The organism is Bacillus sp. UNCCL81 (genome assembly GCF_900112535.1).
In the GTDB taxonomy this organism is placed as follows: Bacteria; Bacillota; Bacilli; order Bacillales; family Bacillaceae_G; genus Gottfriedia; species Gottfriedia luciferensis_B.
In genome coordinates this window covers 175,317-197,050 of sequence record NZ_FOMF01000006.1, presented here as the reverse complement: position 1 = coordinate 197,050, position 21,734 = coordinate 175,317, and the positions used below count along the sequence as shown (strand labels likewise).

The window sequence follows — 21,734 nt, the reverse complement described above, 5'->3', positions numbered from 1 at the left end:
GCCGAAATTTTTCGGCTAGTTTTTTTGTAAAAAAAATTGGACATCCAACTTGTGAATGTCCAATTACATTAAATTTCTTCTCCGATAAAGTCCATTACGGCTTCCATTGCTTCAACTTCATCGTCACCAGTAACAGTAATTACGATTTCTTCTCCATGGGGTACAGCAAGGCTCATAACACCCATGATACTCTTTACGTTTACTTGTTTACCTTTGTAAGCTAATAATACTTCTGAACGAAATCTCGTAGCAACTTGAACAAATTGTGCTGCTGGACGAGCCTGTATTCCAGTTTCTAATAGTACTCTCCCTTTTTTCTCAATCATTTTTTTCTTCCCTCTTAACTTTTATTTTATTTTTATTGGTTCTCCCGCTCTTAGTTTATCAGCTATTTCATCTATTTTACGTAGGCGATGATTGATTCCTGATTTACTAATTGCTCCGCTAGATACCATTTCACCTAACTCTTTTAATGTAACATCCTCATACGCTACTCGAAGTTCTGCAATTTCACGTAGCTTTGGCGGTAATATATCTAAACCAACTGAGTTTTGGATATAACGTATATTTTCAATTTGCCTGAAGGCTGCACTGATCGTTTTATTTAAGTTCGCAGTTTCACAATTTACTAGACGATTAACACTGTTTCTCATATCTCTTACAATTCGGATATCTTCAAACCTTAATAAAGCTGAATGTGCACCAACAACGTTTAAAAACTCAGTAATTTTTTCTGCTTCTTTTAAGTACGTAATATAACCTTTACGTCTCTCCAGTGTTTTAGCATTTAATCCGAACTCATTCATTAGACGACAAATTTCTTCCGTATGCTCTTTATATAGTGAAAAAATTTCTAAATGATATGAAGATGTCTCTGGATTATTTACCGAACCACCAGCTAGAAAAGCACCTCTTAAATAGGAGCGTTTACAACATTTCTTCGTAATTAGCTCTTTCGCTATTTCATTCGTAAAGGTAAATCCTTCACCAGTTATATAAAGATCATTTAAAATATGTTTCGCTTCTTCTTTTATTCGAACAATATATACATTGTTCTTTTTAAGACGCATTTTTTTACGAACGAGCAATTCAACGTCCACATCATAAACACGTTTAATTAATACATATATTCTTCTCGCAATTGCTGCATTTTCAGTAACTACATCTACTATAAATTGGCGATTCGCAATTGATAATGAACCATTCATTCGAATTAAAGAGGATAGCTCAGATTTTGAACAACAATCTTTGATCTCAATCGTTGTTAATTCTTTTTTCGTTTCTGATGCAAAGGACATTTGAATCACCCCCTCCTTCTAGCTCTAAATATTTTTTCATTATTCTTTTATTTTTGTCGGGATTAGATCACATAAAATTTCTGCTAACTTTACTGTATCATGCCTAATCACATTATCATCATATTTAACGATCGACTTATGAACAATTTCTAGATTTAAAGATTCAAGCTCATTTATATCTAGTTTTACTTGTTGAGCATGTTCTTCCTTATAAAGTTCTAAAATATTTTTAGGCATCGTGCCTTCATTTACGATAATTGTATCGATAAAACTTGAGTCTAAATGCTGGTACAGAGCCCTTACATGATCACTAGCTGTATAATGTAAAGTTTCACCCGCTTGAGTCATCACATTACATACATATACTTTTCTAGCTTTTGAATTTACAACAGCCTTCCCAATTTTAGTAACTAATAGATTAGGAAGGATACTCGTATATAAACTACCTGGTCCAATTACGATTAAGTCAGCACGATTAATTTCATCAAGCGCCTCTTTTAAAGGTTCAACATTTCCTGGTGCTAAAAATACTCTTTTAATCTTTTTACCAGAATAAGGAATTTTCGACTCACCTGAAACAATTGTCCCATCTTCTAATTCAGCTTTTAATACGACACTTTGATTAGCTGCTGGTATAACTTTCCCTCTAACATTTAATACCCTTCGCATTTCAATGATTGCACGGTAAAAATCACCTGTAATCGCAGTCATTGCGCTTAGCATTAAATTACCAAGAGAATGCCCAGAAAGGTCTCCAGATGTTGCAAATCGATGTTGGAATAATTCTTCCAACATCGGTTCCACATCTGATAACGCAGCAAGTACATTTCGTACATCACCAGGTGGTGGAATTTTTAACTCGTCACGTAATCGTCCAGAGCTACCACCATCATCTGCGACTGTTACAATTGCGGTAATATCAACGGGATGTTTTTTCAATCCACGTACTAAAACAGATAGTCCCGTTCCGCCTCCAATTATTACTATTTTTGAACGTTGACTAACCATTACTTATGACTCCTTTTTTCAACGTCCCGATGACTAACATTCGTATCATATTGATCCTTATAGTAGTTAGCTAAATACTCTGCTAAAGTAACAGAGCGATGCTGTCCACCCGTACATCCGATCGCAATGATTAGTTGTCGTTTACCTTCTCTTTTATATTGAGGTAACATAAAACTAATTAAATCAATTAATTTCAGCATAAATTCCGTTGTCTCATTAAATTTAAGAACGTAAGAGGAAACTTCCTCATCTAAGCCAGTTAAGGGACGCATTGATTCAATATAAAATGGATTTGGTAAAAATCGTACGTCAAATACTAAATCCGCATCAATCGGTATTCCGTACTTAAAACCGAATGACTGAATATTTACTGAAAAACCTTCTTGTTCATTTTCTCTAAATTGTTCAATTATTTTTTCTCGTAATATTTTAGGTTTTAAATCTGAAGTATCATAAATTAATTGTGCACGCCCTTTTACCTCGGCTAAAAGAGTACGTTCCAACTCAATTCCTTTTAATGGAGAACCCGTTGGAGAAAGTGGATGTGAACGACGAGTTTCTTTGTAGCGAGTAACGAGTGCAGCATTCGTTGCGTCTAAAAATAAAATTTGAGGGATAATTGACGGAGTAGACATTAATTGATCTAACGAACTCCCTAACTGATCAAAAAATTCTCTTCCTCGTAAATCCATAACAAGAGCAACTTTATCTGTTGTATTGTGATCCGGGTCCTTTAATAGCTCTACAAATTTTGGAAGTAGAGCAGGAGGAAGATTATCAACACAGAAGTAACCGATATCTTCTAACGCTTGAACAACGACAGTCTTTCCAGCACCCGACATTCCAGTTATAATAACCATTTTTACATGTGATCTTGTAGGCATTTAACTCAACCCTTTCTATAATTTAAGTTAACTCGGATTTAAGCGATACCTTAATAATTCAAAGTCCGGTGTATAGACAAAGGTACCATGTAAAATTTCTTTACCCTTCAGTAAATAATCAATAATATGATAGTCACCTGCTGCCATAGGAAGGTTTTTCACTTCATCTATCGCATGCCAGCGAAGAATTCCTTCTTCACACTCATCTTGATTTTCACCGTCAAACTCGGTAGCTAAAAATGAAAACATCATCCATTCATTCACTACCTTAGCATCTTCTTCTATAATAATTGTAAAAACACCTTTTAATTTTGGGTTTTTTAAGTATATACCTGTTTCTTCACGATATTCACGAACAACTGCTTCTCTAATGTTTTCACCTGGCTCCATCTTGCCGCCGGGTGCAACCCACCAGTTTCTTCTAGGTTTTTGTAGCAAGAGGATATTATTTTCATTTACCAAAACACAATGTGTAACTCTTTGCATTTCTTATACCTCACTTACAATTTGGACTTGCAGTTGGTTGAAACTGCCCAATCTATATTATACCGTTAAACTAGTCAGACAACAACTTGTTAAGAGTGGGAATTAGGGTTGACAGGTACAGGCTAAAGGAAAAGATTTTGTGGGTTCGAACTACGGTCGAGGAACAGAACCGATCATTTTCGGAGACAAATAAAGAAAACTCACCGATTGCCGAGCTTTAAAGACTAAAGGCGTAGTTGCACTTATACTTAATTGCTAAAAATTTGCAACTACGTCAGTTCCTCATTCGTCGCTGTAAATTTAAACTTTAAAGCACAAAAAAAGGGAACATGGACAAGCGCATATCCATGTTCCTATATATATTAGGGGGCTCTCTGGTTATTGTCTATATTACAGTAACTATATTTCAAGAGAGTTACACCCTAATTACATATAAGTTTCAGAATATTACAATTTTGTTCACAATTCTAAAACTTAATTTTATCGTTTTTAATCAAGATTAGTTAGTTTTAGATAATTCTTCTTTTAATTCTTCAATATAATGTTGTACTGCTTGAGCAGCAATACTTCCGTCTCCAGTAGCTGTTACAACTTGACGTAAAGTTTTTTCACGAACATCACCAGCAGCAAAAATACCTGGTACTCTTGTTTCCATTACATCATTTGTTTCAATATAACCATTTTCATTTGTAATACCTAAACTTAAGAATGGTTTTGTTAATGGCAGCATGCCAATATAGATAAATACGCCATCAGTTTTAAATTCAGATTCTTCACCATTTTGAGTATCTACAAGCGTTACGCTACTTACTTTACCATCAGTTCCGTTTACTTCTTTAATTGTTGAATTCCAAATAAATGAAATCTTTTCATTTGCAAATGCACGGTCTTGAAGAATTTTTTGAGCACGTAATTGATCTCTACGGTGAACGATTGTAACTTTAGAAGCATATCGAGTTAAATATACGCCTTCTTCTACCGCTGAATCTCCGCCACCTATAACTACTAATTCTTTATCCTTAAAGAATGCTCCATCACAAACAGCACAGTAAGATACACCACGTCCTCCAAGCTCTTGCTCACCTGGAACACCAATTTTTTTGTATTCTGCACCAGTTGAAATAATAATTGCGCGTGTTTTGTATTCTTTTTTACCAGCAATGATTGTTTTATATTCTTTACCGTCGATAATTTCTTTAATGTCTCCATAAGCGTATTCAGCACCAAATTTTTTCGCATGATCAAACATTTTATTTGATAAATCCGGGCCTAAAATACTATCAAAACCTGGGTAGTTTTCAATTTCTTCAGTATTTGCCATCTGTCCACCTGGAATACCACGTTCCATCATTAATGTAGAAAGATTTGCACGAGATGTATATACAGCTGCAGTCATCCCTGCAGGACCAGCTCCAATGATAATAACATCATAAATTTTTTCTTCCATTTCTTAATCACTCCTTGTACTTAAATGGCTAATTGCCCTACTTCATTAACTAACACTATCCTAATACGCGATGACATAAAACAACAAATCATATGCTCATGATAAAGAAAACTCTTCGACTGACGAGCCTTCACCTTCGAGTACAAATCCTTGCTGCCAATTTATACTCACCTTAATGAGAAATAAAGAAAGCTTGCATTAACACCATCTGGTATTAAAACAAGCTTCGAATGGCGCTAATGCCTTTATTTAATAAATAGGTAGAGATATTATAGTTTGCTGCAATTTTCTTTTGTGATACACGATTTACTTCATTTTCAACAAGATAATGTGTAGCAGCTAATAAAACCTCTTCACTTACAGGTAATTCTTTATATTTTACTGTAAGTTCACAAATAGCGAAAAACCATAATTGAAGATGATTACGTAGTATTATATAATCTTCTTCCCAAGTTGTCTGTACTTTCTTTGCGCCGTTAATCGCAATATTCAATGACGGATGAGGCTCTAGATAACACATATTATTTAGTAGAACTTGTTCTAATTGTTCATCGAGACCAATATTTTCTAATGGATTCAAATCTTGAAGGATTGAACTAAATTTTTGTTCATAATAATATTCCTTCATAAAATAGATTAATCCCCATCTCTCACTATTCGAATTGGAGTGTTTTGCTTGGTATTCTGTTTCAACCATTAATTGTTCAATTTCATTTGATGAATGCTTTTTTTCAGCCCATGGAGCCAATTCCTCATGATCATCAAATTCACTTGTCATTTCAAAATTCCAAATACGTTCCGCCGTTTCAATTCTTCCAGATTGATATGCTGCATCACAGAACATATAATAAAACTGTATTTCACGATCTGGTCGTTCCATGTACAGTAAATTAAATAACTTATAAGCTTCTTCATACTTCTTGAACTGATAGAAAAGTACGCCAAGCTTGTGGCGGTGCTCTTCAGAAATTGGAACAATATTTGATAAGCCTTCAAGATATTGTAGAGCAATTTCTTGTTCGTTTAATATTCTTTTTAACATTGTTAAATGAATTAAAGCTGATAAATTACCTGGATTTTGTTCTAAAACATATTGTAATACTCTTTCAGCTTCTTCAGGATTTCCTAAATGAAGCTCTACTAAAGCTAAGTTATTATAAGCTGGCCAAAATTCTTGATACTTATCAACAATATTAAGTAAAGTTGTTTTAGCAGATTTCCAATCATGATTTGCCAAATAGCTTGTAACTCGCTCTTGAAGTACTAATAAATCATCATTAATACTTAAATCATCATCTTCTTCACTATGAATAATATCTAAATAGTCTTCTAGTTCTTCTAATTGCTCTTCATCCGTGCCAATTTCTAAATACTTTTGAGCATACAAATTGGCTTTTTGGAATAATCCTAATTCAAAAAATGCAAATGCTAATAAATAATATACATCCTCATTTGTTGGATATTTATCTAAAATATATTCTAAAATAGTTATTGTAGTTTGATATTGATGTAATGATAAAAGTTTTCTAGAAATATCTATAAGAACTGTTTGATTTTCTTCATTTTCAGCAGCTTTTTTCAAATAATAAATCGCTTGCTCAGAATCGTTACTATTATAAGCTTTCATCCCTTTTTCGTAGAAATAATCTTTCGGTAACGAGAACGAAACGACATTATGAAGTTGATTTGTTTGATTCCCCAAATTTTCAGACATTCGATCCTCCAGTTTTTCAAGCTTATCACAGTATATCACATAAAAAGAGGAAATAGTCGCCGTCCAAATTATAAGAATTTTAAACGAACGTACAATTTCCACATTATCTAAATAAGTTGTCAAAGTATTATTTTAACCGAAACAAAAAATATTGAAAACCACTTTTTTTAAGAGTTTAAATAGTAGTTTCAGATTGAGGTAATGAAATAATAACCATAGGATTACCTCCAACAAATGCACCAGCTGGAACGTCCTTGTTGACAAGTGTTGCAGCTGAAACTTTCGCACCATCACCTATTGTGACCCCCGGCAGAACTGTCGTGTTTGCACCAACTAACACATTATTACCAATAATGACTTCTCCTAATCGATATTCATTAATTAAATATTCATGCGCCAAGATTGTTGTATTATAGCCGATAATCGAATTCCTACCAACTGAGATTAATTCTGGAAACATTAAATCAGGCGTTACTTTAAACGCAAAGGATGTATACTCTCCTACTTTCATTCCAATGAGATTCCGATACATCCAGTTTTTCAATCTAAAGAAAGGGATATAACGGGCTATTTCAATGACAATAGTATTTCGAAATGTTTTCCAAAATGAAACAGTCTTGTACACTTGCCAAAGTGAATTTTCACCTTCAATTAGGTACCGTTTCGTTTTCCTCAATTCTCATCAATCCCTAAAATTGGTAAGAGATCACTCATCTTTTCAAGCATATAATCAGGTTTAAAAGTAGCTAAAAATTCTCTTCCTTTTAGTGACCAAGCAACCCCTGCTGTTTTCGTTCCAGCATTTTGACCACCTTCAATATCATGGTAATTATCGCCAACCATTATACTCTCTTCAGGAATAGAATTTAATTTTTTAAGAGCTAATTGAATAGGTTCTGGATGTGGCTTTGCATTTTGTACGTCATCTATTGTGATAACAATATCAAAGAATTGCTTTAATCGACTAAAACTTAAACCCATTTCAACAACATTTCGTGCCTTTGTTGTTACAATCCCTATTTTATAGCCTAATTTGTGTAAAGTTTCGATCGTTTCATAAACCGTTTCATATTCCTCAACAAACTCATCATGCATCTTCATGTTAAAACGACGATATTCCGAGATGAACTCTTCAACTCTTTCTTCATCTACCGTAGAGAATGATTCAGTTAAAGTTGGCCCCATAAAGGGTATAACATGTTCACGTTTATATTGTTCAGGATAATATTTATTCAAAGTATGCAAGAATGAAGCAATAATTAATTCATTTGTATTGATTAAAGTACCATCTAAATCAAAAAGTATCGTATTTATTTTCATAAGATTTCCTTTCTATTTCATTTCAGCTTTTAAACTAGATTCTGTTTTTCTACCAACTCTACCTACAATTCTTGCTACGATACAAGTAACAACTAATGCGACAAAAAAACGAATTAAAAATAAGTATAAAACTGGAATCCCTAAAGGAATAAAGAGAAGTGTATCTTCTACTACAGCATGGCATGCTACTAAAAATAAGAAAACGAGGTATAAATCTCGTTTCGAAACACCATCTTCTTTAACAGCTTGAATCATAACACCTGCTCCAAAAGCTAATCCAAAAAACAATCCCGCAGCTAATGTAACTCCAGCTTTTGCTTCAACACCGATTAATTTAGTAAATGGAGATAATGCTTTCGTTATATAATTCATCCACCCAAAATCTTTTGCAATTTGAATAACTAGCATTAAGGGGAAAACAATTTTAATAAGATTAAAAATACCCATTAATGACGAAATGATAGCATTATAAACGATATCCCATCCCGACTGGTTAACGCTTTCTGCAACAGCAATGCCTTTATGAACAATTTCTGTTCCACCAGACCAAAAGAAATGGATACAAATAGCAGAAATAATTGCAAATCCAATCCTTACTAAAACAACAAAGGATGCTCGAACTCCTACAGCAGTAGCTACTGTCGTTTCAACAAATAGATTATGAGAAAAACTTAACATAACTGCTAGGATTAATGCCTCCTTAACAGTTAAATCCATCGGTAGCATTGCTCCAAGGGCCGCATATAAATTTAAAACATTTCCTAAAACTAATACTAATGCTGCATCTCCCTTTAAACCGATAAAACTCATTAATGGTTCAAGAATATTCACAAACCAGTCCATTAGTGCAGTTTCTTTAATAATCGTTAAAATGAAAGAAATAGGGAAAATTATTTTCCCTATTTTCCAAGAAGTTTGTAAACCAACTAGTAACCCTCTCTTTAAAGTTTCCAACGTGCTCCCCACTCCTGTTTTTACAAACTTATGCGTCTAAATAACGCTCCTTCGATAATCCTTTAACTCTTCGATAAACAAGAATGAAAATAGATAATATGATAATGACGACTGATATAAATTGAGCCATTCTAATTGTACTTGTTAACATTAAACTATCTGTTCTTAGTCCTTCAATAAAGAAACGACCAACAGAATACCAAATTAAATAAGTTAAAAACATTTCACCACGTCTTAGATTCACTCTTCTTAAAATTAGTAAGAAGATAATCCCTAATAAACTCCATAATGATTCATATAAAAATGTTGGATGATAATACGTTCCATCAATATACATTTGATTAATGATCCAAGTAGGTAAATGAAGACTTTCTAAAAATGATCTAGTTACTGGACCACCATGAGCCTCTTGGTTCATGAAGTTTCCCCAACGTCCAAGCATTTGGCCTACTAAAATACTTGGTGCTGCGATATCGGCAAGCTTCCAAAATGAAATGCCTCTTTTCTTTGCAAAGAAATAACTAGCTATAAATGCTCCAATTAAACCACCGTGAATAGCTAATCCACCATGCCAAATGGCCGGTATTTCACTAACATGCTTAGAATAGTAGCTCCACTCAAAGAGTACATAATAAATTCTAGCCCCTATAATCGCAGAAGGTAGAGCTACTAAAATAAGATCCAAAAATGTATCATCAGGTATTCCACGTCGTTTACTTTCACGAATTGCTAACCATAAACCTAATACAACACCTAATCCGATCAATACCCCATACCATTTTATTGAAAGAGGACCTAAGTGTAAAAATACTTTATCTAATGGCTGAATATTTGACTCCATTCCAATTTCCCCACTTTTCCATTAAATTAAATCACTAACATTATTACCGCCTTGAATTACTTTTTCTAAACGATCTGCAAATTGCTGAGCTGCATTTACACCCATATTTTTCAAACGGAAATTCATCGCTGCTACTTCAATAATAACAGCTAAATTTCGACCAGGTCGAACAGGCAATGTGATTTTCGAGATATCAGTATCTAATATTTTAAGTTTTTCATCGTCTAAACCAACTCGATCGTAAACCTTTTGGGAGTCCCAAGTCTCCAAATCAATGTTCAACGTAATACGCTTGTAATTACGTACAGATCCTGCTCCAAAAAGAGTCATTACATTGATAATTCCTAATCCACGAATTTCCAATAAATGCTCAATTAATTCTGGCGATGAACCAATTAGCGTATCCTCATCCGTTTGACGAATCTCTACAGAATCATCTGCTACCAATCTATGACCACGTTTTACTAACTCTAGGGCCGTTTCACTTTTACCAACTCCACTTTTTCCAGTAATTAATACACCGACACCGTAAATATCAACTAGTACACCATGTAACGCTGTAGTTGGAGCAAGTTTAGCCTCTAAATAACTCGTAAGTCTACTATACGCTTTAGTTGTCTTACTGTTTGATAGTAAAATAGGTACGCCAGTTTCTTCCCCAGCTTCAATTAATTCGGGTGGAATGTCTAAACCTCGCGTCACGATAATACAAGGCGTATCATCTGCACAAAGCTTTCTTAATCGACCGTGTTTTTCTTCGTCAGTTAAGTTATGATAAAAAGTTAATTCTGTTTTCCCTAATATTTGTACTCGATCAGATGGATAGTATGTAAAAAATCCTGCCACCTCTATACCTGGACGAGATAAATCAGTCGTGTTAATCGAACGATTCAAACCTGCACTTCCACTAATGACCTCTAATTTAAAATACTCAACTAAATTCTTTGTACGTAATTTAGCCATACAAGCCTCCTAAGGATTAATAATTATGTATTATCTCTCATATTGTACCATTTTTAAACTTTGTGGGAAAATGTCGACAAGTCACTAACCGCGCTAGAACGATTAAAAATCATTAATGTAAATGTGAATTTATCACGATATTTAGTAATTTCAATAGCTTTAGCATTTAATGATACCAAGTTATATAACAACAGAGTTCACATAATGTTCAAAAATCCCATTAATCTAAAAAACAAAAAAAAGAGACTCTCAAAAGTACTTTAACTTAAGAGACTCCTCTTTTTCTACCGTTGACTATTCTTTTTTTTATCCTTTGAACCAAATACAAAATATTGAATTAACATACTGAATGTACTAATTAGAATCGATGCAATAATAGCTGTTCCAAAACCATTTACTCTTAAGGCATCTCCTAATAAATAATCAGTAATTTCAAGCGTAAATGCATTAATAATAAACAGGAATAATCCCATTGTAAAAATGGTTACAGGTAAAGTTATTAATATTAAGATTGGGCGGATAATTGTATTTAAGATCGATAACACCAACGCAGCAATGATAGCCGTTGGAATATTTTTCACATAAAAATCTGGTTGCAGAAATCCTGCTACTACAATAAAAACTAAGCTATTAATAGCTAATGAAAATAACCATCTCATTTATTTCACGTCACCCTCTTCTGGTACAACAAATATCCATATTAAATATACAAATAGTAGTGCTCCAAATCCTACGAAGAATAATATAACAAACAGTAAACGGATCAATGTACTGTCCAAATTAAAATACTTACCTAACCCACCACATACACCCGCAAGCATAGAATCTTTAGAAGATCGATATAGTTTTTTCACAAAAATCTCCTCTCTATCGATACGCCCTCATTTTTTTATCATTACTAATTTTTTTATTTTCATTATTTATTCTATGTTAAAACATTAAAGAAATGTGGACTACTTTTCAAGTAAAAGGAACTATGAATGACACTAAGTCCTAAATACAAACAATTATATACTTTGACCGTTTCAACACTCTGACATAGAAAAAGAAGAATAGTTGATTTCCGTTCCAGATTACTCGCTATCCAGCTAATTTAACTGGAGTTGAGCACTCTTTTCGTTCTAATCAACTACTCTACCTCATCAATATTTTCAATAACTATAACTTATTAAAAAAGAGATTTTTTTAAGATTCCATCAATGCCAATCTTTTTTCCATTCTAGCTTTGTCACGTTCTAATACAGCTTTTAAATACTTACCAGTATGGGACGCTTCGACTTTACATAGCTTCTCTGGTGTACCGGTTGCTACAATCGTACCACCTTTGTCTCCACCTTCTGGTCCTAAATCAATTAGATGGTCGGCCGCTTTAATGACATCTAGATTATGTTCAATTACAAGTACAGTATCTCCATTATCTACTAGTCTTTGTAATACAACTAATAATCGTGCAATATCATCAACATGAAGTCCTGTAGTAGGTTCATCTAAAATATATAACGTTCTTCCATTCGTACGTTTATGAAGCTCGGAAGCAAGTTTTACACGTTGTGCTTCTCCGCCAGATAAAGTCGTAGCAGGTTGACCTAATGTAATATATCCTAAACCTACATCATTTAACGTTTGAAGTTTACGTTTAATCTTAGGAATATTTTCAAAGAATGAAACTGCATCCTCAACTGTCATATCTAAAACTTCAGAGATCGATTTATCTTTATACTTAACTTCTAAAGTTTCTCGATTATATCGTTTACCATGACAAACCTCACATGGTACGTAAACATCAGGTAAGAAATGCATTTCAATTTTAATGATTCCATCGCCTCGACATGCTTCACATCTACCGCCTTTAACGTTGAAGCTAAAACGACCTTTCTTATAACCGCGAACCTTTGACTCATTCGTAGCGGCATATACATCTCGAATATCATCAAATACACCAGTGTAGGTAGCCGGATTTGAACGAGGAGTACGACCAATTGGTGATTGATCAATATCAATAACCTTCTCCAATTGTTCAATCCCTTTTATTTCTTTATGCTCCCCTGGACGTACTTTCGATCCATTTAATTTTTGAGCTAATGATTTATATAAAATCTCATTAATTAATGTACTTTTCCCTGATCCTGATACACCTGTTACTGCAACGAACGTACCTAATGGGAATGAAGTTGAGACATTTTTTAAATTATTTTCTTTTGCTCCAACAATTTTAATTTCACGTCCATCGCCTTTTCTACGTTCAAGCGGTACAGGAATAAACTTCTCACCTGATAAGTACTTCCCTGTTAATGAATTTTGATCATTCATTACTTCACTTGGTGTTCCTTGTGAAATGACCTGTCCACCGTGAATACCAGCTCCCGGTCCGATATCAATTAAATAATCTGCTGCTAGCATCGTATCTTCATCATGTTCTACAACTATTAATGTATTTCCGATGTCTCTCATATTTAACAATGTTGAGATTAAACGATCATTATCACGTTGGTGTAATCCAATTGATGGTTCATCCAAAATATATAATACACCAGTTAGTCTTGAACCAATTTGAGTCGCCAAACGAATCCTTTGAGCTTCTCCACCAGATAATGTACCTGCAGCTCGGTTCAATGTTAAATAATCTAAACCTACATTTACTAAAAAGCCTAAACGCTCTCTAATTTCTCGAAGGATTAGATTTGCAATTTTTTCTTGTTTTGGCGTTAAATCAAGCGATCCAAAGAAATCAAATGCTTCTTTAACTGACATTTTTGTTACTTCACCGACATGCAAGCCACCAATAAAAACAGCAAGTGCCTCTTTTCTTAGACGATGCCCTTTACAAGTTGGACAATGTTGTTGAGCCATATATTTTTCCATTTGCTCACGAATAAAATCTGAAGATGTTTCTTTAAAACGTCTTTCTACATTCGAAATAACACCTTCAAATTCAATCATTGCTTCACGTACATGACCTTGCTCGTTATCATATTTAAAATAGATTTGTTCGCCATTACTACCATAAAGAATTTTATCTTGCAGATCTTTTGGTATGTCTTTAAATGGAATATTCATATCAATGCCGTAATGATTACAAACACTCTCTAGTAATTGAGGATAATACATTGAGCTAATTGATTCCCACGGTGCTATAGCATTTTCTTTAAGAGTTAATTCATCATTTGGGATAACTAAGTTTAAATCCACTTCTAATTTCGTTCCTAATCCATCACATGAATGACAAGCTCCAAACGGGCTGTTAAACGAAAACATACGTGGTTCTAATTCCCCAATTGAAAATCCACACAGAGGACATGCATGATGTTCACTAAAAAGTAATTCTTCTTCACCTATAACATCAATGATCACTCGACCTTCTCCTAGTTTTAATGCTGTTTCAAGAGAATCAGCTAATCGAGATGCTACACCATCTTTTACAACAATACGGTCAATTACAACTTCGATTGAATGCTTCTTATTTTTCTCTAATTCTATTTCATCAGATACATCAAATAGCTCACCATCAACACGAACGCGAACGAACCCTTGTTTTTTAATTTCTTCAAATACTTTGACATGTGTCCCTTTACGACCAGATACCACTGGAGCAAGCACTTGAATTTTTGTTCGTTCAGGGTACTCCATTACACGATCTACCATTTGTTCGACTGTTTGAGAAGTAATTTCAATACCGTGATTTGGACAAATCGGAGTCCCAATTCGAGCATATAAAAGTCTTAAATAGTCGTAAATCTCTGTTACAGTACCAACTGTCGAACGAGGATTTCGGCTAGTCGTTTTTTGATCAATTGAAATCGCCGGTGAAAGTCCTTCGATTGAATCTACATCAGGTTTATCCATTTGACCTAAAAATTGACGAGCATACGCAGATAGTGATTCTACATATCTGCGTTGACCTTCTGCATAAATCGTATCAAATGCTAGAGATGACTTACCTGATCCAGATAAACCTGTCACAACTACTAATTGATTACGAGGAATCGTAACATCGATATTTTTTAAGTTATGCGCTCTGGCCCCTTTAATAATTATTTCATTCATACTTTTCAAGTTCTTCACCTCTCAGACTTCAATTCTAATATCAAGTCACGAAGTTCTGTTGCTCGTTCAAAATCAAGCGCCTTCGCTGCGTCCTTCATTTCCATTTCAATTGATTGAATAAATAAATGACGTTCTTTTTTGTTCATCTTCTTATATTTAGCACTAATGCCGTTTTCATAAACTTCTTCTTCTTCAGCAACAGAAGTAGCTCGAATAACATCACGTACTTGCTTAATAATTGTTTTAGGTGTGATTCCATGTTTTATGTTATATTCTTCCTGAATCTCACGACGACGTTTTGTTTCATTAATAGCAATATTCATCGAATTCGTCATTTTATCAGCATACATAATAACATGACCATTTGAATTCCTTGCAGCTCGACCAATTGTTTGGATTAATGAACGTTCAGATCGTAAAAATCCTTCTTTATCTGCATCTAAAATTACAACTAATGAAACTTCAGGAATATCGATCCCTTCACGTAAAAGGTTAATACCAATTAAAACGTCATATTTACCTAAACGAAGATCACGAATAATTTCAATTCGTTCAAGCGTTTTTATTTCAGAATGTAAATAGTTAACCTTAATACCGATTTCTTTCAAATAATCCGTTAAATCTTCAGACATTTTCTTCGTTAATGTAGTAATTAGTACTCTCTCATTTTTAGCAATGCGATTACGAACTTCATCAATCAAATCGTCAATTTGACCTTCAATTGGACGAACATCTATCGTCGGATCTAGTAGACCTGTTGGACGAATAATTTGCTCTACTTTCTCAGGACACAACTCTAGCTCATATGGCCCAGGTGTCGCAGTTACGTAAATAGTTTGTTGAACCTTTTCCACAAACTCTGCAAACTTTAAAGGTCGATTATCCAATGCTGAAGGCAGACGGAATCCATGATCTACTAATACTTGCTTTCGAGCTTGGTCACCGTTAAACATTCCTCGGATTTGCGGAACTGTAACATGTGACTCGTCAATTACCATTAAGAAATCTTCTGGAAAATAGTCTAATAATGTATAAGGCGTAGAACCTGGTGGTCTCAACGTCAGATGACGGGAATAGTTTTCAATTCCTGAACAAAATCCCATCTCGTTCATCATTTCCAAATCATATCTAGTCCGCTGCTCAAGCCTTTGTGCTTCTAGTAACTTACCGTTATCTCTCATTTCCTTTAATCGTTCTTCTAACTCAACTTCAATATTTTTAATGGCAATTTTCATCTTTTCTTCACGTGTAACGAAGTGGGAAGCCGGGAAAATTGCAACATGTTCACGGTCACCTAAAATTTCACCTGTTAAAGCATCCACTTCTCTAATTCGCTCAATTTCATCACCAAAAAATTCCACACGAATACAGTGCTCATCACGTGATGCCGGGAATATTTCAACAACATCTCCACGAACTCGGAATGTACCACGTGAGAAGTCAATATCATTACGCGCATACTGAATATCTACTAGTTTATGTAATAGTTCATCTCTACTAATTTCCATTCCAATACGAAGAGAACAAACTAATTCACGATATTCTTCAGGAGAACCTAAACCGTAAATACAAGACACACTCGCTACAATAATGACATCCTTACGTTCAAAAAGGGAGGAAGTCGCAGAGTGACGTAATTTATCAATTTCATCATTAATACTTGAATCTTTTTCAATATAAGTATCCGTTTGAGGTACATAAGCTTCTGGCTGAAAATAATCATAGTAACTAACGAAATACTCAACTGCATTATTAGGAAAGAACTCTTTTAATTCACTATATAATTGCCCTGCTAATGTTTTATTGTGAGCAAATACTAATGTTGGTTTTCCTACTTCTTTAATTACATTTGAAATGGTAAACGTTTTTCCCGTACCTGTAGCACCTAATAAAACTTGATGCTCTTTACCATTTTTAACCCCATCAACAAGCTGCTTAATCGCATTTGGCTGATCGCCTTGAGGTGAATAATTAGAAACTACCTCGAATTCCTGCTCCATCTTCCCCGCCTCCATTTCCAAAACATACCTATCCTTCTATTTTACCACAAAATTTCAAAAATCAATCAAAAACAGAACAAACGTACTTTAAAATTTAATTATCTTTACATATTATCGATGTTTATGGACGAATTCAAGTAATTAAACTAGAACGTATATTCTTTTAGTAAACAAGAAAGTAGTAAAGCAAAGAAAAAAGAACAGGAATAAAGAAATAAGAAGGAGTAGGAAAAGATTTATAAGTTTATAAAATCTTTTCCTATAACCAATCTCTTATCTTTTTCCTGCCCTACTTATTCAACCTGAAAATCATATACTTGTAATTTCTTTAATGCTTTACTAGATTTTCCTTTAAAATTCTTCACTTCAATCTTGCCTTCGAAAACACTTTGTCCATTTGTTAAATCAACAATAATGAAATCTTTACTGATTTCCCCTGGATTTTCAATATTCGTAATTGCATATAGTTTTCCATCAATGATTTTATAATTTGAAAGATTATTACCATTAATTTTAGAAGCAAGTACTGGTACACCTTCAACTTTTTTATTGTTAAGGTTATACTTTAATACTGAAAGATCTTTATCACCGTTCGTTATAAAATACAAGTTATCATTATCAATGATTACATTACTTTGCTTCAATTGTTCTTTTTGTTCATTCGATAAATTTAAAGGTTCTTCTTTATCAGTTTCTAAATTAAATACGAATACTTCATTACTAATTTCTTCAGTTGTTGTTTCTCCATTCGTTTGAACCGTATCCTTTAGTTTTGCCTTTTTGTAAACACTGAATTTAGAAGGAATAGTTTGATCTGATTCTGATATCGTATTTTGTAATTCAGTATGAGTCTGTGTTTTTTGGTCATTGGATGATTTATTAATCACTTTACGATCAACAATTTTCTTTTGGTTTACATTAATTCGATACATAACTAGTTCAGTTTGCTCGACATTCACATCAGGATTTGTATTATTATCTGTCATTTTATTTTGATAAGTAGTGACAACTAAATCTTTACCGATTAATTGTACATCCTCTACATTTATATATGAGTAGTTTTCTTCACCTGGGATATCTATTTTAAATTTATAACGGTCTTTATTTTGAAGATCGAGACCATCTATATACATATTAAAATGATTATTTTGATGCTCATACGTACCATCAAGTTTTCCACCTTTTACCTCGGCGTGCCATGCAAAATCTTTATCGATATAAAATTGAGAAGAAGAAATTTTTCCGCGCATAAAGTTTCTTTCTTTCTTTTTTAAATCATTTAATTTTTTTAAGGCATAGTATTCACTATCAAGTTCACTAAGAATTGAATTATTGTCTTTATATTCACTTCCGTCAGTTGTGATACTTAGACTTCTAGCACCTTCTTGACCATATCCAGCGCTAATCGTTAAATCTTTAACGTATTTTGTATCTCCATTTTCAGTCTTTAAGTAAAATTTAGGCAACTTGCTTTCTGACATAGCTACTTTCGTAAAAAACGTACCTAAACTGATTGTCGTGACAACGGCTATTACTGCCAAATTACGATATCGCTTCATTCTAAACTCCTCCTTACACCGATACTTTGTTTTTTAATAAATATTTACTAAATAAGATTGAACCTGTAATAATGATTGCAATAAGACCTATTTCCATATAAACGACTTCGCTTGGATAAAATGAGAAATCATTTCCAAAAACGTAAGATTGAATAATCTCTGGTATAAGAATTAAAACTACAATCGCCATAGCGTATAAAATCCCAAATAATATACCTTTCCAGCGATAACTACGTTCTAATAGTATGAATGTGAAAAGAGTAAACACTAAGCCCATTCCAATAAGATATCTAAAAATAAAATCCACAAAATTACTTGGTAAAATCATTTGAAAAATATTAGGGCCCATAACAAGTTCAACTGTATTCATTTTCCCTAAAAGTTCACCTGGAACTATTTGTTGAAATACGTTAATTTCAATTGGTAAAAGTATTAGTTGAAATGCCAGTAAACTCAACACCATAATTAAGATTGTAGTCGCTTTAGCAAAATAAATGGTCATTCTTGAAGTTGGTAACATAAATAAACGGTAAATAAACGTATTTTTTCCGAAATAATCTCTGTACCAAATGATAAAAACATAGAACATCATTAAAGCGACACTGATCACAATTGGCCCAATAAATAATGGATGATTAGCAACATGATTAAAGTTTAGCAATCCATTCGATGTAATAAATTCCTCCGTTGCTTTCAAAGAACTCGCGTAATTTGCTTCATTCGCTTGGCTCATATACGAGGACTTTACTACAAATAAACTTACAAACTGTGAAATAGCAACTACTATTAATAACCCTATATATAATTTAAAAAATCGATTAACTTCAAAATTAACTAGTTTTAAATATCGATTCACGATTCATACACCTCTCTCATTACGTCCATAACTGACTTACCTTCTTCTAATCGAATTTCTTCTGTATAAAACTCTTTCAGAATTTCGCCGTTATCTAATAAAACGACCTTATCAATTAAATGCTCAATATCACTAATTTCGTGCGTAGTTATGATCACGCCTCGATCTTCTATTAAGTGACTCGTAAACACTTTTGCAATTTGCTCTCTACTAAACATATCGATACCAGAAAAAGGTTCATCCATCAGAACATAATCAACATCTAACCCTAAACCAAAAAGTAAATTTGCTTTTGCAGCATTCCCTTTTGAAAGCTCACCTAGTTTTTCATCTTCCTTTAAACGGAAAAAACCAAGTAATTCTTTAGCACGCTCTGGATTCCAATTTACATAAAAATCCTTCATAAACTGCATTGCTTCTCCAACTGTAAAACTAGGTAGCATTGTAAGCGTATCTGGAATAAATGTGATATTTTCGTACATTGTATGGTTCATTTTCTTATCATCTATTACTATTTCACCGCGATCGATTGGTGTAATCCCCATTATCGCCTTCATTGTTGTAGACTTACCAACACCGTTAATACCAATTAAACAAGTGATTTCTCCTTTATTTGCTGTGAAAGATATATCACGTAAAACATTTTTCCGACCATATTTTTTTGAAACATTCTTTACTTGTATCATTTAAGCCTCTCCTTTCCCTTCTTCTTTTATCTTTTGTTCATAGTTTTGTTTCACCATCGTAAGTAACTCTTCAACCGGAACATTTATTACTTTAATTGAATCAACAAATTCATTTACTGCTTCCATAATCAATTCATTTCGTACACCATTTAACACTTTTATATCAGTCGTAATCTTACTAGGGAAATTTCGTTCAGTCGTAATCAACCCTTGTTCCTCCATTTCCTTGTATGCTTTTTGTACAGTATTTGGATTTATATTAAATTGAACAGCTAATTCTCTTCTTGATGGTATTTCTTGACCAGCTTCTAATAGTCTTTTGGCAATTTGTTGTTTAAAATGCCTAACGACCTGTAGATAAACCGGTTCACGGTTATTCACTATAAATTCCATCAATCCACCTCCTCGTTCTTAATACAATTTAATTAGTATGTGTGTGTACTACTTAGTTCATACACTTAATACACAACTATGCGTATCACTCGATTAATACACCTTATACGTGTACTATACAGGTAGTACACTAATATTGTCAATCATAAATTTAAAAATACTAGACTTAATTGAACCGATCCAATTAGTCTAGTATTTCTACACGATCCTTAATTTAGTTTTTTTCGATCTTTTCGAACAACTAAAAAGTAAAAGAAGACACTAGGCCAAGGGAATTGAATCATTCCTAACAGCCCCCATAACCAGGCTGAACGATTTCTCTTTTTAGCGTTTGTAAAAAGTGTGATACTTTGAGTTATTAAAATTATAAAGACTAAAACTAAAATGATAATATTTTCTGTTGTCCATTCCACTTTAGATCAACTCACTTTCAATTTTCTTTTTATCTCGTTTAAAAATAATCGGTAGTGCAATAAAGCCTAAAGCTTGAATAATAACAATGCTTACTGGTGCCTCTAAAGTAATTAGAAGTGCCCCGATGAATAGACTGCATGCTACACAAATGAATACGATTAGTTCTTTAAGAAAAATGGTTTTCTTTTTTTCCTGATGAACATTAAGTTTTTCCGTAATCGCACTGATTGAAGGTTCATGTACATTCGTTAATTCATCAAACTGCTTAAATGCTGAAACAATCTCTTCTTTATCCATCTTGCATTAACTCCTTTCTTAATTCCTTCATTCCATTATGAATTCTTGATTTAACCGTTCCTTCTCGAATTCCCATCATATTTCCAATTTCTTCGTTCGTATAGCCGTAGTAATGCTTTAATAATATAGCAGTTCTCACATCTGATTTAAGCTTTTCAAAGCCCTCCATAATATCACTCCACTCAAACCCTTTATAGGCTAACTGCCAATTTAAGGAGCGCGATAACTTTTCAGACTCATTTTTTTGCCAAAACCATTCGCGCTTTTTCCTTCTTTGTTGATCTAAATAAAGTCTAGTTGCGATTGTAATTAGCCAAGTTGAAAATTTGGATTGACCGTTGTATTTCTTAATATTGTCATAACCTTTCAACATCGTATCCTGCACTAAATCTTCTGCAGTTTGTTGATTTAGGGTCATTTTTAAAACGTATTTATATAAAAAGGAATAATGGATTTGAAAAAGTTTAGCAAATGCATCTTGGTCACCTTGCTGAGCATACTTTATAATTTCTAGTTCATCTAAATCCGCCATATCTTCCTCCCTTCTTGCTAATTCTATACAATTTTTAT

Annotated in this window: 22 protein-coding genes; all 22 read right to left on the bottom strand. The window is 33.4% G+C overall.

The annotated features are described in order from the left end of the window. Positions 1–68: 68 nt before the first annotated feature. On the bottom strand, positions 69–326 hold the full coding sequence (locus BM319_RS14795) for an HPr family phosphocarrier protein (protein ID WP_025568719.1): 258 nt from the start codon (positions 324–326) through the stop codon (positions 69–71). Between the two features lie 21 nt (positions 327–347). Then, positions 348–1,298, bottom strand: a complete 951-nt coding sequence (gene whiA, locus BM319_RS14790; RefSeq protein ID WP_025568720.1) for a DNA-binding protein WhiA — start codon at positions 1,296–1,298, stop codon at positions 348–350. A 39-nt stretch (positions 1,299–1,337) separates the two neighbouring features. Further along, positions 1,338–2,306: a gluconeogenesis morphogenetic factor MgfK gene (mgfK, locus tag BM319_RS14785; protein WP_025568721.1), complete on the bottom strand. Its 969-nt coding sequence runs from the start codon at positions 2,304–2,306 to the stop codon at positions 1,338–1,340. After that, entirely contained in the window at positions 2,306–3,190 is an 885-nt protein-coding gene (gene rapZ, locus BM319_RS14780; RefSeq protein WP_025568722.1) for an RNase adapter RapZ, read from the bottom strand. Before rapZ ends, mgfK begins: the two co-directional genes overlap by 1 nt. A 27-nt stretch (positions 3,191–3,217) precedes the next feature. After that, positions 3,218–3,676, bottom strand: a complete 459-nt coding sequence (locus tag BM319_RS14775) for an NUDIX hydrolase (protein ID WP_025568723.1) — start codon at positions 3,674–3,676, stop codon at positions 3,218–3,220. 499 nt (positions 3,677–4,175) lie between these two features. Further along, on the bottom strand, positions 4,176–5,123 hold the full coding sequence (gene trxB / locus BM319_RS14770; protein WP_025568724.1) for a thioredoxin-disulfide reductase: 948 nt from the start codon (positions 5,121–5,123) through the stop codon (positions 4,176–4,178). A 214-nt stretch (positions 5,124–5,337) separates the two neighbouring features. Beyond that, a complete protein-coding gene (locus BM319_RS14765) occupies positions 5,338–6,837 on the bottom strand; it encodes a tetratricopeptide repeat protein (RefSeq protein WP_025568725.1) in 1,500 nt (499 codons plus the stop codon). A 175-nt stretch (positions 6,838–7,012) separates the two neighbouring features. Beyond that, complete coding sequence (locus tag BM319_RS14760) at positions 7,013–7,513, bottom strand: acyltransferase (RefSeq protein ID WP_025568727.1); 501 nt, start codon at positions 7,511–7,513, stop codon at positions 7,013–7,015. After that, positions 7,510–8,157, bottom strand: coding sequence for a pyrophosphatase PpaX (gene ppaX / locus BM319_RS14755; RefSeq protein WP_025568728.1), 648 nt, complete (start codon positions 8,155–8,157; stop codon positions 7,510–7,512). The genes BM319_RS14760 and ppaX overlap by 4 nt, the downstream gene beginning before the upstream one ends. 12 nt (positions 8,158–8,169) lie before the next feature. Then, a complete protein-coding gene (locus BM319_RS14750) occupies positions 8,170–9,111 on the bottom strand; it encodes a nucleoside recognition domain-containing protein (RefSeq protein WP_025568730.1) in 942 nt (313 codons plus the stop codon). 28 nt (positions 9,112–9,139) lie between these two features. Beyond that, positions 9,140–9,952 carry a prolipoprotein diacylglyceryl transferase gene (gene lgt, locus BM319_RS14745; protein WP_025568731.1) on the bottom strand — a complete coding sequence of 271 codons (813 nt, stop codon included), beginning with the start codon at positions 9,950–9,952 and terminating at the stop codon, positions 9,140–9,142. Between the two features lie 21 nt (positions 9,953–9,973). After that, positions 9,974–10,915, bottom strand: coding sequence for an HPr(Ser) kinase/phosphatase (hprK, locus tag BM319_RS14740; RefSeq protein WP_069034931.1), 942 nt, complete (start codon positions 10,913–10,915; stop codon positions 9,974–9,976). Between the two features lie 284 nt (positions 10,916–11,199). Next, positions 11,200–11,574 carry a phage holin family protein gene (locus BM319_RS14735; protein WP_025568733.1) on the bottom strand — a complete coding sequence of 125 codons (375 nt, stop codon included), beginning with the start codon at positions 11,572–11,574 and terminating at the stop codon, positions 11,200–11,202. Continuing rightward, positions 11,575–11,769, bottom strand: a complete 195-nt coding sequence (locus BM319_RS14730; protein WP_025568734.1) for a PspC domain-containing protein — start codon at positions 11,767–11,769, stop codon at positions 11,575–11,577. A 331-nt stretch (positions 11,770–12,100) separates the two neighbouring features. Beyond that, positions 12,101–14,959, bottom strand: coding sequence for an excinuclease ABC subunit UvrA (uvrA, locus tag BM319_RS14725; protein WP_029715322.1), 2,859 nt, complete (start codon positions 14,957–14,959; stop codon positions 12,101–12,103). A gap of 14 nt (positions 14,960–14,973) precedes the next feature. Then, on the bottom strand, positions 14,974–16,959 hold the full coding sequence (gene uvrB / locus BM319_RS14720) for an excinuclease ABC subunit UvrB (RefSeq protein WP_025568737.1): 1,986 nt from the start codon (positions 16,957–16,959) through the stop codon (positions 14,974–14,976). Positions 16,960–17,252: 293 nt separating this feature from the next. Continuing rightward, the gene (locus tag BM319_RS14715; RefSeq protein ID WP_091023408.1) at positions 17,253–18,518 is read right to left on the bottom strand and encodes a hypothetical protein; all 1,266 of its coding nucleotides are present in this window, start codon (positions 18,516–18,518) and stop codon (positions 17,253–17,255) included. 13 nt (positions 18,519–18,531) lie between these two features. Next, on the bottom strand, positions 18,532–19,374 hold the full coding sequence (locus tag BM319_RS14710; protein ID WP_025568740.1) for a hypothetical protein: 843 nt from the start codon (positions 19,372–19,374) through the stop codon (positions 18,532–18,534). Then, positions 19,371–20,060 (bottom strand): ABC transporter ATP-binding protein, encoded by a 690-nt coding sequence (locus BM319_RS14705; RefSeq protein WP_025568296.1) that lies wholly within the window; start codon positions 20,058–20,060, stop codon positions 19,371–19,373. The genes BM319_RS14710 and BM319_RS14705 overlap by 4 nt, the downstream gene beginning before the upstream one ends. After that, positions 20,061–20,453: a GntR family transcriptional regulator gene (locus BM319_RS14700; protein WP_025568295.1), complete on the bottom strand. Its 393-nt coding sequence runs from the start codon at positions 20,451–20,453 to the stop codon at positions 20,061–20,063. A 414-nt stretch (positions 20,454–20,867) separates the two neighbouring features. After that, positions 20,868–21,164: a DUF5345 family protein gene (locus BM319_RS14690; protein WP_025568293.1), complete on the bottom strand. Its 297-nt coding sequence runs from the start codon at positions 21,162–21,164 to the stop codon at positions 20,868–20,870. Beyond that, positions 21,157–21,696 carry an RNA polymerase sigma factor SigY gene (gene sigY, locus BM319_RS14685; protein ID WP_025568292.1) on the bottom strand — a complete coding sequence of 180 codons (540 nt, stop codon included), beginning with the start codon at positions 21,694–21,696 and terminating at the stop codon, positions 21,157–21,159. Before sigY ends, BM319_RS14690 begins: the two co-directional genes overlap by 8 nt. Positions 21,697–21,734 lie beyond the last annotated feature (38 nt).

What these genes read in the sequence shown, in the direction of transcription:
- BM319_RS14795 (WP_025568719.1), bottom strand. Translation starts at nt 326, where the DNA reads ATGATTGAGAAAAAAGGGAGAGTACTATTAGAAACTGGAATACAGGCT.
- whiA (WP_025568720.1), bottom strand. Translation starts at nt 1,298, where the DNA reads ATGTCCTTTGCATCAGAAACGAAAAAAGAATTAACAACGATTGAGATC.
- mgfK (WP_025568721.1), bottom strand. Translation starts at nt 2,306, where the DNA reads ATGGTTAGTCAACGTTCAAAAATAGTAATAATTGGAGGCGGAACGGGA.
- rapZ (WP_025568722.1), bottom strand. Translation starts at nt 3,190, where the DNA reads ATGCCTACAAGATCACATGTAAAAATGGTTATTATAACTGGAATGTCG.
- BM319_RS14775 (WP_025568723.1), bottom strand. Translation starts at nt 3,676, where the DNA reads ATGCAAAGAGTTACACATTGTGTTTTGGTAAATGAAAATAATATCCTC.
- trxB (WP_025568724.1), bottom strand. Translation starts at nt 5,123, where the DNA reads ATGGAAGAAAAAATTTATGATGTTATTATCATTGGAGCTGGTCCTGCA.
- BM319_RS14765 (WP_025568725.1), bottom strand. Translation starts at nt 6,837, where the DNA reads ATGTCTGAAAATTTGGGGAATCAAACAAATCAACTTCATAATGTCGTT.
- ppaX (WP_025568728.1), bottom strand. Translation starts at nt 8,157, where the DNA reads ATGAAAATAAATACGATACTTTTTGATTTAGATGGTACTTTAATCAAT.
- lgt (WP_025568731.1), bottom strand. Translation starts at nt 9,952, where the DNA reads ATGGAGTCAAATATTCAGCCATTAGATAAAGTATTTTTACACTTAGGT.
- hprK (WP_069034931.1), bottom strand. Translation starts at nt 10,915, where the DNA reads ATGGCTAAATTACGTACAAAGAATTTAGTTGAGTATTTTAAATTAGAG.
- BM319_RS14735 (WP_025568733.1), bottom strand. Translation starts at nt 11,574, where the DNA reads ATGAGATGGTTATTTTCATTAGCTATTAATAGCTTAGTTTTTATTGTA.
- uvrA (WP_029715322.1), bottom strand. Translation starts at nt 14,959, where the DNA reads ATGAATGAAATAATTATTAAAGGGGCCAGAGCGCATAACTTAAAAAAT.
- uvrB (WP_025568737.1), bottom strand. Translation starts at nt 16,959, where the DNA reads ATGGAGCAGGAATTCGAGGTAGTTTCTAATTATTCACCTCAAGGCGAT.
- BM319_RS14715 (WP_091023408.1), bottom strand. Translation starts at nt 18,518, where the DNA reads ATGAAGCGATATCGTAATTTGGCAGTAATAGCCGTTGTCACGACAATC.
- BM319_RS14705 (WP_025568296.1), bottom strand. Translation starts at nt 20,060, where the DNA reads ATGATACAAGTAAAGAATGTTTCAAAAAAATATGGTCGGAAAAATGTT.
- BM319_RS14700 (WP_025568295.1), bottom strand. Translation starts at nt 20,453, where the DNA reads ATGGAATTTATAGTGAATAACCGTGAACCGGTTTATCTACAGGTCGTT.
- BM319_RS14690 (WP_025568293.1), bottom strand. Translation starts at nt 21,164, where the DNA reads ATGGATAAAGAAGAGATTGTTTCAGCATTTAAGCAGTTTGATGAATTA.
- sigY (WP_025568292.1), bottom strand. Translation starts at nt 21,696, where the DNA reads ATGGCGGATTTAGATGAACTAGAAATTATAAAGTATGCTCAGCAAGGT.